Source organism: Dapis brunnea BLCC-M229 (genome assembly GCF_050015995.1).
In the GTDB taxonomy this organism is placed as follows: domain Bacteria; phylum Cyanobacteriota; class Cyanobacteriia; order Cyanobacteriales; family Microcoleaceae; genus Trichodesmium.
In genome coordinates, this window is the sequence record NZ_JBNHEP010000064.1 from 1 (window position 1) to 13,021 (window position 13,021).

11 protein-coding genes and 2 pseudogenes are annotated in these 13,021 nt (G+C 36.4%); 7 read left to right on the plus strand and 6 right to left on the minus strand.

Going from position 1 to position 13,021, the window contains the following annotated elements; translation table 11 throughout:
- Nucleotides 1–595 precede the first annotated feature (595 nt).
- Nucleotides 596–2,266 (plus strand): group II intron reverse transcriptase/maturase, encoded by a 1,671-nt coding sequence (gene ltrA, locus ACP6PM_RS07480; protein WP_426583279.1) that lies wholly within the window; start codon nt 596–598, stop codon nt 2,264–2,266.
- Nucleotides 2,267–2,419: 153 nt separating this feature from the next.
- Nucleotides 2,420–2,884 carry a caspase family protein gene (locus tag ACP6PM_RS07485; RefSeq protein WP_426583280.1) on the plus strand — a complete coding sequence of 155 codons (465 nt, stop codon included), beginning with the start codon at nt 2,420–2,422 and terminating at the stop codon, nt 2,882–2,884.
- A 273-nt stretch (nt 2,885–3,157) separates the two neighbouring features.
- Here ACP6PM_RS07485 and ACP6PM_RS07490 read toward each other — a convergent pair whose 3' ends face one another.
- The 4 genes from ACP6PM_RS07490 to ACP6PM_RS07505 all read right to left on the minus strand — a co-directional run bounded on the left by ACP6PM_RS07490 (nt 3,158) and on the right by ACP6PM_RS07505 (nt 7,188).
- Nucleotides 3,158–4,564 (minus strand): serine hydrolase, encoded by a 1,407-nt coding sequence (locus ACP6PM_RS07490; protein WP_426583282.1) that lies wholly within the window; start codon nt 4,562–4,564, stop codon nt 3,158–3,160.
- Between the two features lie 475 nt (nt 4,565–5,039).
- Entirely contained in the window at nt 5,040–5,357 is a 318-nt protein-coding gene (locus tag ACP6PM_RS07495) for a zinc ribbon domain-containing protein (protein ID WP_426583284.1), read from the minus strand.
- 186 nt (nt 5,358–5,543) lie between these two features.
- On the minus strand, nt 5,544–6,299 hold the full coding sequence (locus tag ACP6PM_RS07500; RefSeq protein ID WP_426583286.1) for an RNA-guided endonuclease InsQ/TnpB family protein: 756 nt from the start codon (nt 6,297–6,299) through the stop codon (nt 5,544–5,546).
- 142 nt (nt 6,300–6,441) lie between these two features.
- A complete protein-coding gene (locus ACP6PM_RS07505) occupies nt 6,442–7,188 on the minus strand; it encodes an RNA methyltransferase (protein WP_426583288.1) in 747 nt (248 codons plus the stop codon).
- 555 nt (nt 7,189–7,743) lie between these two features.
- Between ACP6PM_RS07505 and ACP6PM_RS07510 the strand changes: the two genes are divergently transcribed.
- The 3 genes and pseudogenes from ACP6PM_RS07510 to ACP6PM_RS07520 all read left to right on the plus strand — a co-directional run.
- A complete protein-coding gene (locus ACP6PM_RS07510; RefSeq protein WP_426583290.1) occupies nt 7,744–8,220 on the plus strand; it encodes a GNAT family N-acetyltransferase in 477 nt (158 codons plus the stop codon).
- Nucleotides 8,221–8,378: 158 nt separating this feature from the next.
- A pseudogene (locus tag ACP6PM_RS07515) lies at nt 8,379–8,811 on the plus strand (helix-turn-helix domain-containing protein); the annotation flags it as partial.
- 114 nt (nt 8,812–8,925) lie between these two features.
- Nucleotides 8,926–9,462 (plus strand): annotated as a pseudogene (locus ACP6PM_RS07520) (IS630 family transposase); the annotation flags it as partial.
- A gap of 365 nt (nt 9,463–9,827) precedes the next feature.
- Here ACP6PM_RS07520 and ACP6PM_RS07525 read toward each other — a convergent pair.
- Nucleotides 9,828–10,451, minus strand: coding sequence for a PAP/fibrillin family protein (locus tag ACP6PM_RS07525; RefSeq protein ID WP_426583292.1), 624 nt, complete (start codon nt 10,449–10,451; stop codon nt 9,828–9,830).
- Between the two features lie 322 nt (nt 10,452–10,773).
- A complete protein-coding gene (locus ACP6PM_RS07530; RefSeq protein WP_426583294.1) occupies nt 10,774–11,322 on the minus strand; it encodes a Uma2 family endonuclease in 549 nt (182 codons plus the stop codon).
- A 312-nt stretch (nt 11,323–11,634) separates the two neighbouring features.
- Here ACP6PM_RS07530 and glyQ point away from each other — a divergent pair, with 312 nt between their 5' ends.
- Both glyQ and ACP6PM_RS07540 read left to right on the plus strand, forming a co-directional pair.
- Complete coding sequence (gene glyQ, locus ACP6PM_RS07535; protein ID WP_426583296.1) at nt 11,635–12,534, plus strand: glycine--tRNA ligase subunit alpha; 900 nt, start codon at nt 11,635–11,637, stop codon at nt 12,532–12,534.
- A gap of 281 nt (nt 12,535–12,815) precedes the next feature.
- Nucleotides 12,816–12,989 carry a hypothetical protein gene (locus ACP6PM_RS07540; RefSeq protein WP_426583298.1) on the plus strand — a complete coding sequence of 58 codons (174 nt, stop codon included), beginning with the start codon at nt 12,816–12,818 and terminating at the stop codon, nt 12,987–12,989.
- Nucleotides 12,990–13,021 lie beyond the last annotated feature (32 nt).

Below are 13,021 nucleotides of genomic sequence, written 5' to 3' on the forward strand. Positions count from 1 at the left end.
TATAGAGAGATAATTAACGCTTGACACTATATATAGTGTCCTTGCGTAAGTCCTGATTCCCATGCACTGCTGGTAACGGTGATGTGTGAAGCGGAAAGTAAAGCCCAAGGAAGCATTTAGCCTAAAATGTAACCGGGCCAAGGAAAAATTGGATGGATGAATGAAAATGAACCCTTGATGAGGCATCGTTAGAAAAGGTCATCGAAAAGGCTGATACGGTGATACGAGTAAATGCACTGAATGCCCCAATATCATTCAGTAAAAGGTTCAACTGCCCAAAGCTTGTTGAACTGGGACACCAAATACTCCGGTGTAGAGAGGGCATCCTATCTAATTAAATCTCATCCGTGCGTAACGTGATAACCCCTATGAAGTCTGGGGATGAACACATTCCCAGTAAGCAACTCGCAAGGGAAGCCCAAATCTTCAGAGGGTATAGGATGCTTCCAGAAGCTAATGCCACTATACCGAAAGGTAAGGGGAATCCAGAACCCAGTGGATAAGGTATTTTACCTAACCTGAAAGGGTGCTAACGGGAAGCAGGTGAGTCTCTCAAAAGAACGTTGTAATAATTTTTAACCAAGGTACAAGTTAGATGCAGGCAACTGTAAACGGAACCAAGGGACAAACTGATTGGAATTGTGTCAAATGGCGCAAAGCCAACCGAGTTGTTCGGAATTTGAGACAACGAATATTTAGAGTCAAAGCTGAGGGCAATCTAAAAAAGGTTCGCTCACTCCAGAAATTAATGTTACGTAGTTATTCTAATTGCTTAGTAAGTGTTAGAAAAGTGACGCAACATAATCGAGGAAAATACACTCCAGGTATAGATAAAGTAGTAGTAAAAACTGCCGCGACCAGAGGAAAATTAGTTGATAAAATCGCTGATTATACCCCTTGGAAATCATTACCTGCACGAAGAGTATACATCCCTAAATCTAATGGTAGGAAACGTCCTTTAGGAATCCCAGTAATTCACGACCGCGCCATACAGGCAATGGTTAAAAATGCTTTAGAACCCGAATGGGAAGCAGTTTTTGAACGGTCAAGTTACGGTTTTCGCCCAGGACGTAGCGCCCATGATGCTATTGGAAGTATCTATAACTTAGCTCGACCAAATAAACGAAAGAAATGGGTTGTAGATGCAGATATTCACGGGTGTTTTGACAACATTTCTCATAATTTTCTGTTAGAGCTTTTAACGAGTTTTCCGGCTCGTGAATTAATAAAACAATGGCTCAAAGCAGGTTACATGGAAGAGGGTTCTTGGCATCCAACAAATGCTGGTACTCCTCAAGGCTCTGTTGTCAGTCCACTATTAGCCAATATAGCTTTGCACGGTATGGAGTTAGCCCTTGGAGTTAAGTATAGAAGTGGAGAACTCCGCTCTAAAAGAGCATTGGTAAGATATGCAGATGATTTTGTAGTATTTTGTGAAACATTTGAAGATGCAGAAAATGTTATCAAAATCCTGACTGAATGGATGAAGCAAAGGGGGCTTACCCTATCAGATGAAAAGACAAAAATAGTCCATCTAACTGAAGGATTTGATTTTGTTGGATTCAATGTAAGACACTACAAAGACCAAACCAGTAAAACTGGATTTAAACTGCTAATTAAACCAAGTAAAAAATCCGTACAAAATATTCGGAACAAACTGCGCTCGGAATGGCGAAACTGTAGAGGTAAACCAGTCAGTGCAGTGATTAAAAAGCTCAATCCAATTATCAGGGGAGAAGCAAATTATTTCCGAATTGGTGTATCCTCCAAAATTTTCAGTTCCCTCGACCATTGGCTGTATGAAAAACAGAAAAGGTATGTCAAGCGTACCCACCGCAATAAATCTGACAAATGGCGTAAGGCTAAATACTGGGGAATATTAAATCTTGATAGAGCTTTTGACAAATGGGTATTTGGTAATAAACAAACTGGAGCCTATATGTTGAAATTTGCTTGGTTCAAGATTGAAAGACATATCCTTGTTAAAGGTAAATCTTCACCCGATGACCCCAATTTAAAGGATTACTGGAGAAAACGCTCAGAAATGAAAGTCAAATCTGAGTTAATCAAAAGCAGACAAAAAATAGCTCAAAAACAGAAATATGTCTGTCCCGTATGTGGGGAATCTTTGTTGAATGATGAGGAATTACATCTTCATCATAAAAAGCCAAAAAGTCAAGGTGGTGGAGATAATTATGGCAACCTACAACTTGTTCATTTATTCTGTCATCAGCAAATTCATTCTGGAACAGTAAGTAGTTTATGACTTGCTTGAGCCGGATGCGGTGAAAGTCGCACGTCCGGTTCTGAGGGGGCGGGGTTATAGCGATATAACCTTGCTACCCGACCACAGTCTCCCCTATATGGCTTTCAACTAGCTTGTCACCCCGTGAGCTTAATTATTTATCCCATACGCCTTTTGGTTATCATTGACAGCTGTCATGCGGCTGGAATGGCAAGCTCTAAAGACGAACTGGAAAAAAAACAACAAGTACCATTATTCTCAAAAATTCTCTCTGGTTTTGAAGAAAAAGCTTATCCTAAAATATCGGGAGATGATTGGGAAAATGGTGAAGGTATAGCAGTTTTTACTTCATCAAAAGGTTCGGAAAGCTCTTGGATTCGAGGAGATAAAGGTATAAGCATTTATACAGATCATTTGATTGAAGCACTTGAAGAAAAAGGCAATAGAAGAAGTAATAACAATGTAAAAGTTTCTAATTTCAGGACTTACTTATCTGAAAAAGTGCCTGAAAGTGCTAAAAAACACTGGAAAGCGGAGCAAACCCCTAAATTTGACCTTCATAATGCTGACGACTTCACTAATCGCTCCATTAAAGAAATAGGAAAACTATTTATGGTAGAAAGAGGCTTTGTTGCATGAAGTTTGCGATATAGCTGCCGCTAGGCTCCGCCTTTCATTTCGGCGACAGCCGAAACGCAGATGACTCCCACGAGAGGGAGAGTGAAAAAAAATCGGGGGAGATGAAAGTTTTGGTATCTTGGCAAAGGTTGGGTTTTTTTGCAAAGAAGTCAGAATTCAGAATTCAGGAGATGGAGAAATAGAATAGAGTAAAAAAGTAGAAAAATGCTCCCATACTTACCATTTTGCAATCTCTCCTACTCCCTACTCCCTACTCCCTACTCCCTACTCCTTCTATTCTGAGGATTTAAGATATTGATAAGTTTTCTTAGACACCCCGCGAATCAAGTTTACAGCATCCTGGTCATCATCCTGACGCTTCACCAGTACAGCCAATAGATAACGCTTGCCATTCAGCAAATCAATCATACCTGCATCCGCCAACACAGACTTGAGATTACCTGTTTTGTGAGCAATTACAGAACCTCTACCTACACCCCTAGGTAACAAGGAATCATTCTGAGTTCTTTCCATAATCCGAAATAAGCGATCGCGAGACTTCAGTGACACCAAACCACCCTGATTCACCTGTGAAATTAAATCGATCAAATCCTTGGGAGTGGTTGTATTAGTTCCCGACAAATCTGGTAAAGGATTATTAATAACAGTATTCTTCAAACCCCAACTCTGAAACAACTGATTCAAAACATCAGCCCCACCAAGTGCTTCAATTAAAATATTAGTGGCTGTATTATCACTAATCACAATCATCTTCCTCACAGTTTGCAAAGCCGTATATTTGCTACCAGGCTTCCGAAACTGCATATCTCCAGACCCTTCGGCTACATGAGATTCCTCGATTGTTAACATATCATCCAATTTGATTCTCCCCTGCTCCACCGCCTGGAAAAAAGCCACTAATATCGGCAATTTAATCGTACTAGCTGCAGCAACAGCAGTGCCTCCATTAATATCCACATAAGCACCAGTATCAGCATCAATCATAAATACTCCTGGTGTTAGCTTTGGGTATTTGGCGATGACTGTATCTAACTCTGTTTTCAAAGCTGCAATTTCTCTGGTTTGTTGTACTGCTAAAGGTACAATAGAAGGAGATTTCCATCCTTGATTTGTCTCTACCTCGCTATCTGCGGCTTGAGAGATCGGATTAGAACTACTTCCAGGCTTCAATATTGATAGCACTGTTCCACCAATCACCGCTATTCCCACACCTAATATTAACATCCGAGTTGCGTACAATAGCAAAGAAGAGGAACGAGAATTCTGACGAGTTGTAACTGGTGATTTTTTAGTCGGTAGTGACTGAGAAATAAAAGATTGAGCTTTTTCTGGTCGTTTCTGAGGGCGAGCAGATGATGTGGGTTGTTGTTCTGCGATCTTCCTTAATCTAGCCAGTTCCTCTATTCGGCTACGTTTAGCCCTATGAGACTGAAATTTAGGAATCTCTTGTTTGAAAACTCTGGGTGCAACAGCTTTCTTTTTGTCAGGCACTGGTCTGAGAAATGTTTGCTCAGAAGTTGGAAGTGGAAACTTGGCTACATTACGCTTTTTCTTGAGGGGTAGCTGCGGTTGCAGCCGATTACTAGGCTTTCTACTACTAGACTGCTGCGACTGAGAGTCGGAATTAGTAGTAGAAGATATTACTGAAAGAATTGATCGATTACGAAAACTCTGAACCACTCCAAACACCTTAATATATAACTATAATTTTATTGATTAATACCATTACACAAATATCAAAAGCTACCTCAGCAAAAATAATTTTTTATTTGATTGGATAACCTGAAAATCATAGGAAATCCCAACAATTATTTCTGTTAATTTATGACAGGTTTTGATATTATTAATAGTGAATTTGTTTGATAATTATTATCGTCGCTACACTCCAAAGCTGTTGGGTGTTAGGTAGCAGATTTTTCCCAACACTATTGCAGAGTAATCGGGTTGAAAACCCCACCGTTATTACCAGTGTCCACAATTGGGTTGGGGTTGAATCCAAGGGCAAACATTGAACCTAAAACTGCACCCACAACCTACAACTTTCTTCAAGACTAGGTTCTGTACCAAAATTACTAGAAAATTAGGTTTGAACAGAAGCACTTGGCCTTACTAATCAGGTGTAAATCACCGCTCAACTAAACTTACTTAAACTTACTCAAAGGTCTGAAAGTCTAGTCATTCGTAGTGGATCGACCACTACAGGGTTAAACGGCAAACCCTTTATTCCTTGGTCAAAGACATCAGGAATTACTTTTTTAAAAATGTTCAACGACCCATTTACATCTGCATTTAATAATTTATTTTTCCTGGTTTTATACAACCCTCTTGTTACTCTTTTTCCACTAAATTTCGTTTTTTTCTCTCCATCATATTTTGGTAATTCATCTCCATCCAAACAGCTTGATTGAGATGTATAAGATTCTTCAGTAATTCTTACTTTTATTCCTTTTAATTTTGGTTTATATGTTAACATTTATATCAACCTATAATGAGGGATATTCATGAATTGTTGATTGTTCTTTTTACCTAATTTTATCTCTTGTTTCCATGTCGGATTTTTCCCAATAATTAAGATTCCTATTTCATGGTTGACACACCAATCTATTACTCTTTTGCTTGCTGTGTGGAGATAATTTTCTACTCGACAATTTCGTTTCGGCTAAGAGCCGACATGAATGTGAGTTAATTTTTTTAACCGATGATAATTACTTTGATTGTGGTTATTTTTTAATTGAGATTGTAAACAAGAGCGCTGTTTATTATAAAAAGTATTAATAGCTTTTAATGGTCTGCCTTTAATCAATAGAGGTAAAATTCCTGTTTGATTTGTAGTTATAGCCATTAAATTATTTACTCCTAAATCTACTCCTGCTACTTGTTGATTTTCTGTTGTTTCCTCCGATTTTTCATAGACTATCTCTATTATATAACAGCTACTTTTGGGGATGATTCTGGCCTCTATTATTTCTGTCTGTGATGTGGGAATTTTGATTTCACTCATCGACAGATGACAAATTCCTTTTTTTAAAGCTTTTTTGTAAATTGATTCATCTGGATATGGCAGAATATTTCGGCCTTTTGTCTTATGTTTATATTTGGGAATTTTTGGTTTTCCTAAAAATTTATTGGGCTGTTTTTTCCACTCTTTTAAAGCCGAAAAATAACCAGTCCAACATCGATCTAATCTCCTAATAATTTGCTTACTTACCTTGGTAGGTAAAGCTTGATAATCGGAACTTTTAGATACCTGGTGATAAAGTTGATTAAAATTTAATTTCTTTTGAGTAGTAAAGAAATATTGACGATAATAGTAGTTAGCTAAATTAAACAGATTTTTAGACAAAAAAGCCTTGTGGTCAATTTCAGACCAAAAAGGATGGTTTTTCGTGATTACATGACGTTCAACTAGCTTCATACCTTAATTGTAGCTGATAGGGACTCAATAGATGGACTACCGAACAAACTTACTCCTAGATAGTTTGATGGCTATAGTTATGAGTAAGTTTGATGAGCTTTAGAGAAGTTTTCCCTTTCTGTATCTACCCTAGAGCAAAAAATTAACTATCATGCCGATCATAATTAGACAATGCCCAATTGATTTGTCTAATCATTCCCCGTAACATTGCCACTTCCTGAGCAGAGGGATAGGCACGATTGTATAAACGACGGAATTTTTCCATTCTGCTGGATGCTGTATGGGGATAAAGATAACCTATTTTCAACAAAATAGTTTCTAGATCCTGATAATATGTTTCTAAAACATCTAGAGAGACTTCTAAATCTAGATTTGGTTGGGTTTGAAGACTATTTTCTTCATTAAGTTGTGCCTGATATAGCTCATAACAGCAGATGGCTACTGCTTGAGCCAGATTTAGAGAGGGATAGGCATCATCCGATTGAATACGGACAAATCTTTGGGCATAGTTTAATTCTACATTAGTTAAGCCTCGGTCTTCTCTTCCAAATATTAAAGCTGCTGAGTATCCCAGTAGCCAAGGTAGGGAATTTTTAGGGTTTTCTAGGTGGGTGGGCAATGAACGGTCTAGGGATGTAGTGGCGATCGCCCTTTGACATCCTTTGAGAGCTTCTGGTAATGTTTGGACAATTGTAGCTTTTTCTAAAATTTCTGCCCCATGAACTGCCATTTTTCGGGCTTCTATTCCATGAGGGTCACATTGGGGGTTGACCAATACCAAATTGTAGAAGCCCATATTTTTCATAATCCTGGCCACAGAACCAACATTTAGTGGCCCTTGGGCTTCTACTAAGACTATCCTAATTTGTGTTGATTCTGGTTTGAACATAATTAATTTTAAATTAAATTTTTCAGATTATAGTTTTAAATAGTAATACTAAATCCGGTTTGGTAATGTTACTTCTGAAGGTAAGAAAGAGGCAAAAGTAATAATTATCTTTTATACAAGTTTAATTTTTATAATCAGCTTCAAAAGTACTGTTGCTTATTGCCTCTCCTGATACCAATTTTATGTGAGGCTGCACAGAGTAAGGAGTTAGGAGAAAATTATCTTGTTCAATAGAAGTAAATAATTAAGTATTTCTGTTTTTATCTACAGTTAACTCTGATTAAAATTTTATTCTATGCAACTTCATATTAATTTGGTATTAGTAACAACTTTGTCAAAAGACCTTATTTAATCATATTTGATATGTATGGTTTTCCCAAAATATGATAACTATTAGCTATGAATACTTAATAGTAATTCTGCTAATTCACAAAAACCTTCTACTTCTTTTTTGCTAGTAACATAAACTGGCTGATAATTTAGTTTCTGAAATTGTTAGGATAGTAAGGTACAGTTTAAATACTGATTTTTATTTCCTATTCCCTAAAACTGAAAATGACAGAAATAGTATTACCAAATTCCTTTAATCTCAGACCTGCATCTGCTAAAGATATATGGTCTATCCGTAAGTTAGTTTTAACTGCTAAACTTGACCCGACTCAATTACATTGGCAACAATTTTGGGTAATTGAATCTGATGAGAATTTAGTTGCTTGTGGACAATTGCGAAATTTTGAAGATGCACAAGAATTAGGCAGTTTAGTAGTTGTAAAAGCTTGGCAAAAATGTGGATTAGGCACAACACTTACAAAATATCTGATTCAACAGGCAACTAAACCTTTATATCTGGAATGTTTGGGTAAAAAATTAGAATATTTTTACAGTCGCTTAGATTTTGTTCCTATTTCTTTAGCAGAATTACCTCAATCTCTAAAGTTGAAATTTGGTATATCTCAATTAGGGAGGAAAATATTCAAAATTCCTGTGATAATTATGGAGTATAAAGGAAATCAATTAATCAATTATAATTAGTAAGCATTCAGTCATCAGCTATTAATTCATTGCCTTTAGAGCAGGAATTAGTATTAGACATCTCCAATAATAAAAAATAAAATCAACTATAGCAATCCGCGCATAGGTCGCAACAGATATAATAGTAAGAATAACATCTCCAGTCAAAATACAAAAGAATGAATATTATAGATGAACTAGATGATTTTATCAATCAGACATGCATAGTCCAAAGAAATAAAAAGAGCCTTAGCGGTCAAAATGATTTTGTCGGGAAAATCCTACCATGAAGTCAAAGAATTATTAAATGTTTCTCACAGTTTAGAGAGTGAATGGAAAAACCAGGCACTGTTTCATGACATAGAAAGTTTAAGACTTGAATTATATTGGCACAAAAGGTTACTTAAAGGCCGAAGAAAAAGAGTAAATAATTGAGTGGGTGAGGGCACAAAGTTACCTAAGATTATCAGATTTACATGCACTATTTAAAGAAGCAATATGATGTAGTTTTTGAGTAAACACCAAAGTTATTATAACTTACTCAAAGAAGCGGGAATAACTTGGAAAAAAACTCAAAATAATAATCCAGCTAAAAATGATGAATTAGTGAAAGCAAAAAAAGCGGTCGTTTGCGGAGCAGTCCGTAGGATGGGATGGCGAGGTCTCCCGCTCTTGCAGAGCCGCGAACGCTTTTCATGTCGCGCAGCGAAACGCCATATCCAATCGACCAAGAGAAAATAAATAGAGGAATTATTGACTAAATGGCAACCAGAAATAGAAGCTGAAAAGCTGACAGTGTTTATGATTTAAGAATGTCATTTATTATTGGGCTATCTCTTAAGCTATACTTGGGGAAGAACAGATAAAAGAATAGAAATTCCGATTAAAAATGATTTGGAAAGACAAACTTATTACGGAGCCTTAGATTATCAAACTAAGGAATTTATTGTGCAAGAATATAAGAGTGGAAATACTGAAAATACTATTGAATTTGTTAAATATTTACAAGAGCAAAGGCCAGGAAAAAGATTGGCAATATTTTGGGATGGTGCAACTTATCATAACTCTCAAGAGTTTCAAGAATATTTGATGTTAATTAATTAAGAAAAACCCGAAGAGGAATGGTTGATAAATTGTACAAAATTTGCCCCAAACGTCCCTAAACAAAACCCCGTTGAAGATATTTGGTTGCAAGCAAAAAATTTCATCAGACAATTTTATCATCTTTGCAGTTATTTTAAAGTAGTTAAGTGCCTATTGCAGAACTCGCCATCCCATCCTAACGGAATGCTCCGCAAACGACAGCTTTTTCCCCTTGAAAGGGGAGGCTTTTAACCTAAACTGTTTAATTCTTTAATTATTTAATTATTAATTATCCGGTAATTAATCTCCAAGGGGAATTAAAAGTTAGGAAGAAAAATGACTACTCTAAAACATTAGCGTAAACATTCAGTATCAGCTATAATTATTTGATGAAAGAAGGAAGTAAAAGCAATTGATAAATCGAGAGAAAATAAAAAATTACTGCCAAACTACTCTCCCTTAACTCTAGGAATAATTATTAATTATTAATTGCTGATAATGCAGTTCCTCTGTAAGAGTCTAGCTGACTGCTAAGAACTGAATGCTTATACATTTGCTTTATTCAGAATAAATAAACTTTCATCCCCCCCTCGTCCAATTCTGAAATTTTCGTCTAAATAAGTAATATCGAGTGTGGCAACTCTACCTCGAGGATTGTTAGCTTTTACAACTTTAAAAGGATTTAGTTTAGGGGTGTCAATACCTACAATTTTCTCAATCGCTAAATAACGTTTATCAAAATAGACATTGATGCGTTTATCTGCTAAACCAGATGTATTTAGAGCCGGCTCAAAACTAGCATTTACTTTTACATACCCTGATATTAATTTCAGAGGATGTTGTACTTCAGCGAGATTAAAAAAAATTTTATCCCCAACATTAATTACCTGATAAATTTTACCTACTTTTAACCCCAATGGTAGGGAATCTAAAGAACGGATTTCTCTAGCCGTAGAGTATAGTAGTTGCCAAGTCCCCTCTAATAAATTAGGAGTATACAAGAGAGGTTGAGGATGAGGATTGAGACTTTCTAAGTCTGTTGTTAACTGTTCAATTTCTTTCTCTAAAGTTCTGTCTAACTTCAAATTAGTAACAGGAGAACCATCATTTCTAGTTTGAATATTTTTGATTGTCGCTTGTAATTTTTGCTTCACAATTTGATTATTCATAAAATTAAATAGTTGTAGAATACTTTGTTGTATCAGTGTAAGTAGTTGTGCTTTTAGGAATTTCCTAGTTGAGAGAGGGAAGAGGGAACAGGGAACAGGAAGTCTATAGGATGTGTAATTAATTTTGCATAGGAACTTATAATTTTCAAGACTTATACCAATTCACTTGAAAAATGTCATAAATAGTTTAAACTTTAGATGTGAAATAATTTCCTGAAATTACTGAGCGCGTCTTTCATGTCGCACAGCAAAAAGTTCTGAATCTATAAAATCTTACTTTTGACTTTTGACTTTTAACTTCTGTGAAACGGTATTATCATCATTAACTTAATAACTCATCTACGGGAATGCTAAAACCATCTAAAAGTTTTTGAGTATTAACAACTTGCCCAGAAATAAAAATAAGTCTTGATTCTTGAGTCACAACAATTACCCATTTATTCTCAGGAAATACTAACCAAACTTCTTCCCCTCCAGACTCTAAATATTCTTGTGCTTTGGCAATAATATCTTCAGCTAAATCTGTAGGAGAAACAATTTCAGCACTTAAAGGAAAACTTTGAGGCAAGACTTTTTCATTGCCAAATTCTGTCTCTAATTCTGGGGTGAGATAAGCAACATCAGGATAACGTCCTTGCTTGTTTGTACGACAAGGTACATCAGTATAAACCTCTCCTTGTTGTTGACCAGAGTTGAGATAGTTTCTCCAATAAGTTGCTAGTTTAGCTTGAATCCGACTATGCTTAAGACTCATACCATTTTTCTCCAATAATTTCCCATCTACCCACTCTTTCTTTTCAGGAGGATTTTCTATCCAATCTTCTAAAGTATATTCTGTTAATTTTTGCACAACAACTGGGGATGTAATCATTATTAATTACCTCTTTTAATTCCTAATTAAATTATAGTAAAAAATCTATTTTTTTACTGGTTGACAATACAATTGTTTTATGTTAGAGAATATGATAAATGGGAAAAATTAAAAGAGCATTTTGCTCCTGATATCAAATCCGGATGAAAAGTCGTCATTGCGACGATAGGAAGCAATCTCCTAGACCCTTGAGATTGCTTCCTTCCACTCCGTTCCAGTCGCAATGACTTGGATCTAGTAATTCTCTGGATTTGGTATGATATCTCAAATAATGCCATAATTTCAGTTAAACTCAAGACCTAAAAAAATTAAGTGAACTTCCAATCAGTCATAGCCACCTTAAATAAATTCTGGAGCGATCGCGGCTGTCTCATCGCTCAACCTTACGATACGGAAAAAGGAGCAGGTACAATGAATCCCCACACCTTCCTGCGGGCGATCGGTCCTGAACCTTGGTCAGTTGCCTACGTTGAACCCTGTCGTCGCCCTACGGATGGGCGTTATGGAGAAAACCCTAACCGCTTTCAACACTACTATCAATATCAAGTCTTAATCAAACCATCTCCTAATAATATTCAAGATGTTTATCTTGACTCTCTCCGCGCTCTGGGTATCCGTCCAGAAGATCATGATATTCGATTTGTAGAAGATAACTGGGAATCTCCCACTCTGGGTGCTTGGGGTGTTGGTTGGGAAGTTTGGCTCGATGGCATGGAAATTACCCAATTTACCTACTTTCAACAATGTGGTAGTATAGATTGCCGACCAGTGTGCATAGAAATCACCTATGGTTTAGAACGCCTTGCCATGTATCTCCAGGAAGTTGATGCTATCACTAAAATAGCTTGGACTGATAACGTCACTTATGGAGACGTTTACCTTCAGGGAGAAATTGAACAATGTACCTATAATTTTGAGGCATCTAATCCTGAGTTTCTGTTTACTATATTCGGTCTTTATGAACAAGAAGCTGAACAACTAATAAAACAAGAATTAGTTTTACCCAGTCTCGACTACGTTCTCAAATGTTCCCACAGTTTTAATTTACTTGATGCTAGAGGAGTAATCTCTGTCACCGAACGCACTCGTTATATTGGCAGAATTCGTAATTTAGCACGACAAGTAGGACAACTTTACTTAGCACAACGGGAAAATCTTAACTTCCCATTGCTGAAAGAAACTGTGAAAGCAGCTTCAATAATTAATAATTAATAATTAACAATTAATAATTACCTCTTCTGTAATAGAAGGATTGATTAAAGGAAATTTTTTTTCTGTTAGTCGATTGGATATGGCAAGGTTTTATCCCCATCCCATCCTAACGGACTGCTGCCTCTTGCAGAGGAGCTGCGCTAACGCAAACGACCGCTTTTTATCCTTTCTAGGAGAGGCTTTAAACCTTAATTTTTCAGTAAACAGAACTTAGGCAAAAGCTGCGAAATCAAGTCATTGTGACGAGAGGAAGCCATCTCAAACCCTAATATTTCCTGAAAATGCGTAATATCAAATCCGCTTACTTTGGAGTTGGGAGATTCATTCAAGAGGCAAAAACTTCTAGTTTGGTAGTGGGTTTGGTCACCAAACTCCTACGAGGTATGAATTGTCCCGATACTAACGGATTAGATATAAGTCCTGGTCAACTTATTTACCGAATTATTAATTATTAATAATTGATAATTAAATAATTCATGCCTTGAAG

Bases quoted from the DNA above. Each gene is read 5' to 3' on its own strand.
- ACP6PM_RS07510 (WP_426583290.1), top strand. From the start codon at position 7,744: ATGACAGAAATAGTATTACCAAATTCCTTTAATCTCAGACCTGCATCT.
- ACP6PM_RS07540 (WP_426583298.1), top strand. From the start codon at position 12,816: ATGCGTAATATCAAATCCGCTTACTTTGGAGTTGGGAGATTCATTCAA.
- ACP6PM_RS07530 (WP_426583294.1), bottom strand. From the start codon at position 11,322: ATGATTACATCCCCAGTTGTTGTGCAAAAATTAACAGAATATACTTTA.
- ACP6PM_RS07505 (WP_426583288.1), bottom strand. From the start codon at position 7,188: ATGTTCAAACCAGAATCAACACAAATTAGGATAGTCTTAGTAGAAGCC.
- ACP6PM_RS07495 (WP_426583284.1), bottom strand. From the start codon at position 5,357: ATGTTAACATATAAACCAAAATTAAAAGGAATAAAAGTAAGAATTACT.
- ACP6PM_RS07525 (WP_426583292.1), bottom strand. From the start codon at position 10,451: ATGAATAATCAAATTGTGAAGCAAAAATTACAAGCGACAATCAAAAAT.
- ltrA (WP_426583279.1), top strand. From the start codon at position 596: ATGCAGGCAACTGTAAACGGAACCAAGGGACAAACTGATTGGAATTGT.
- ACP6PM_RS07500 (WP_426583286.1), bottom strand. From the start codon at position 6,299: ATGAAGCTAGTTGAACGTCATGTAATCACGAAAAACCATCCTTTTTGG.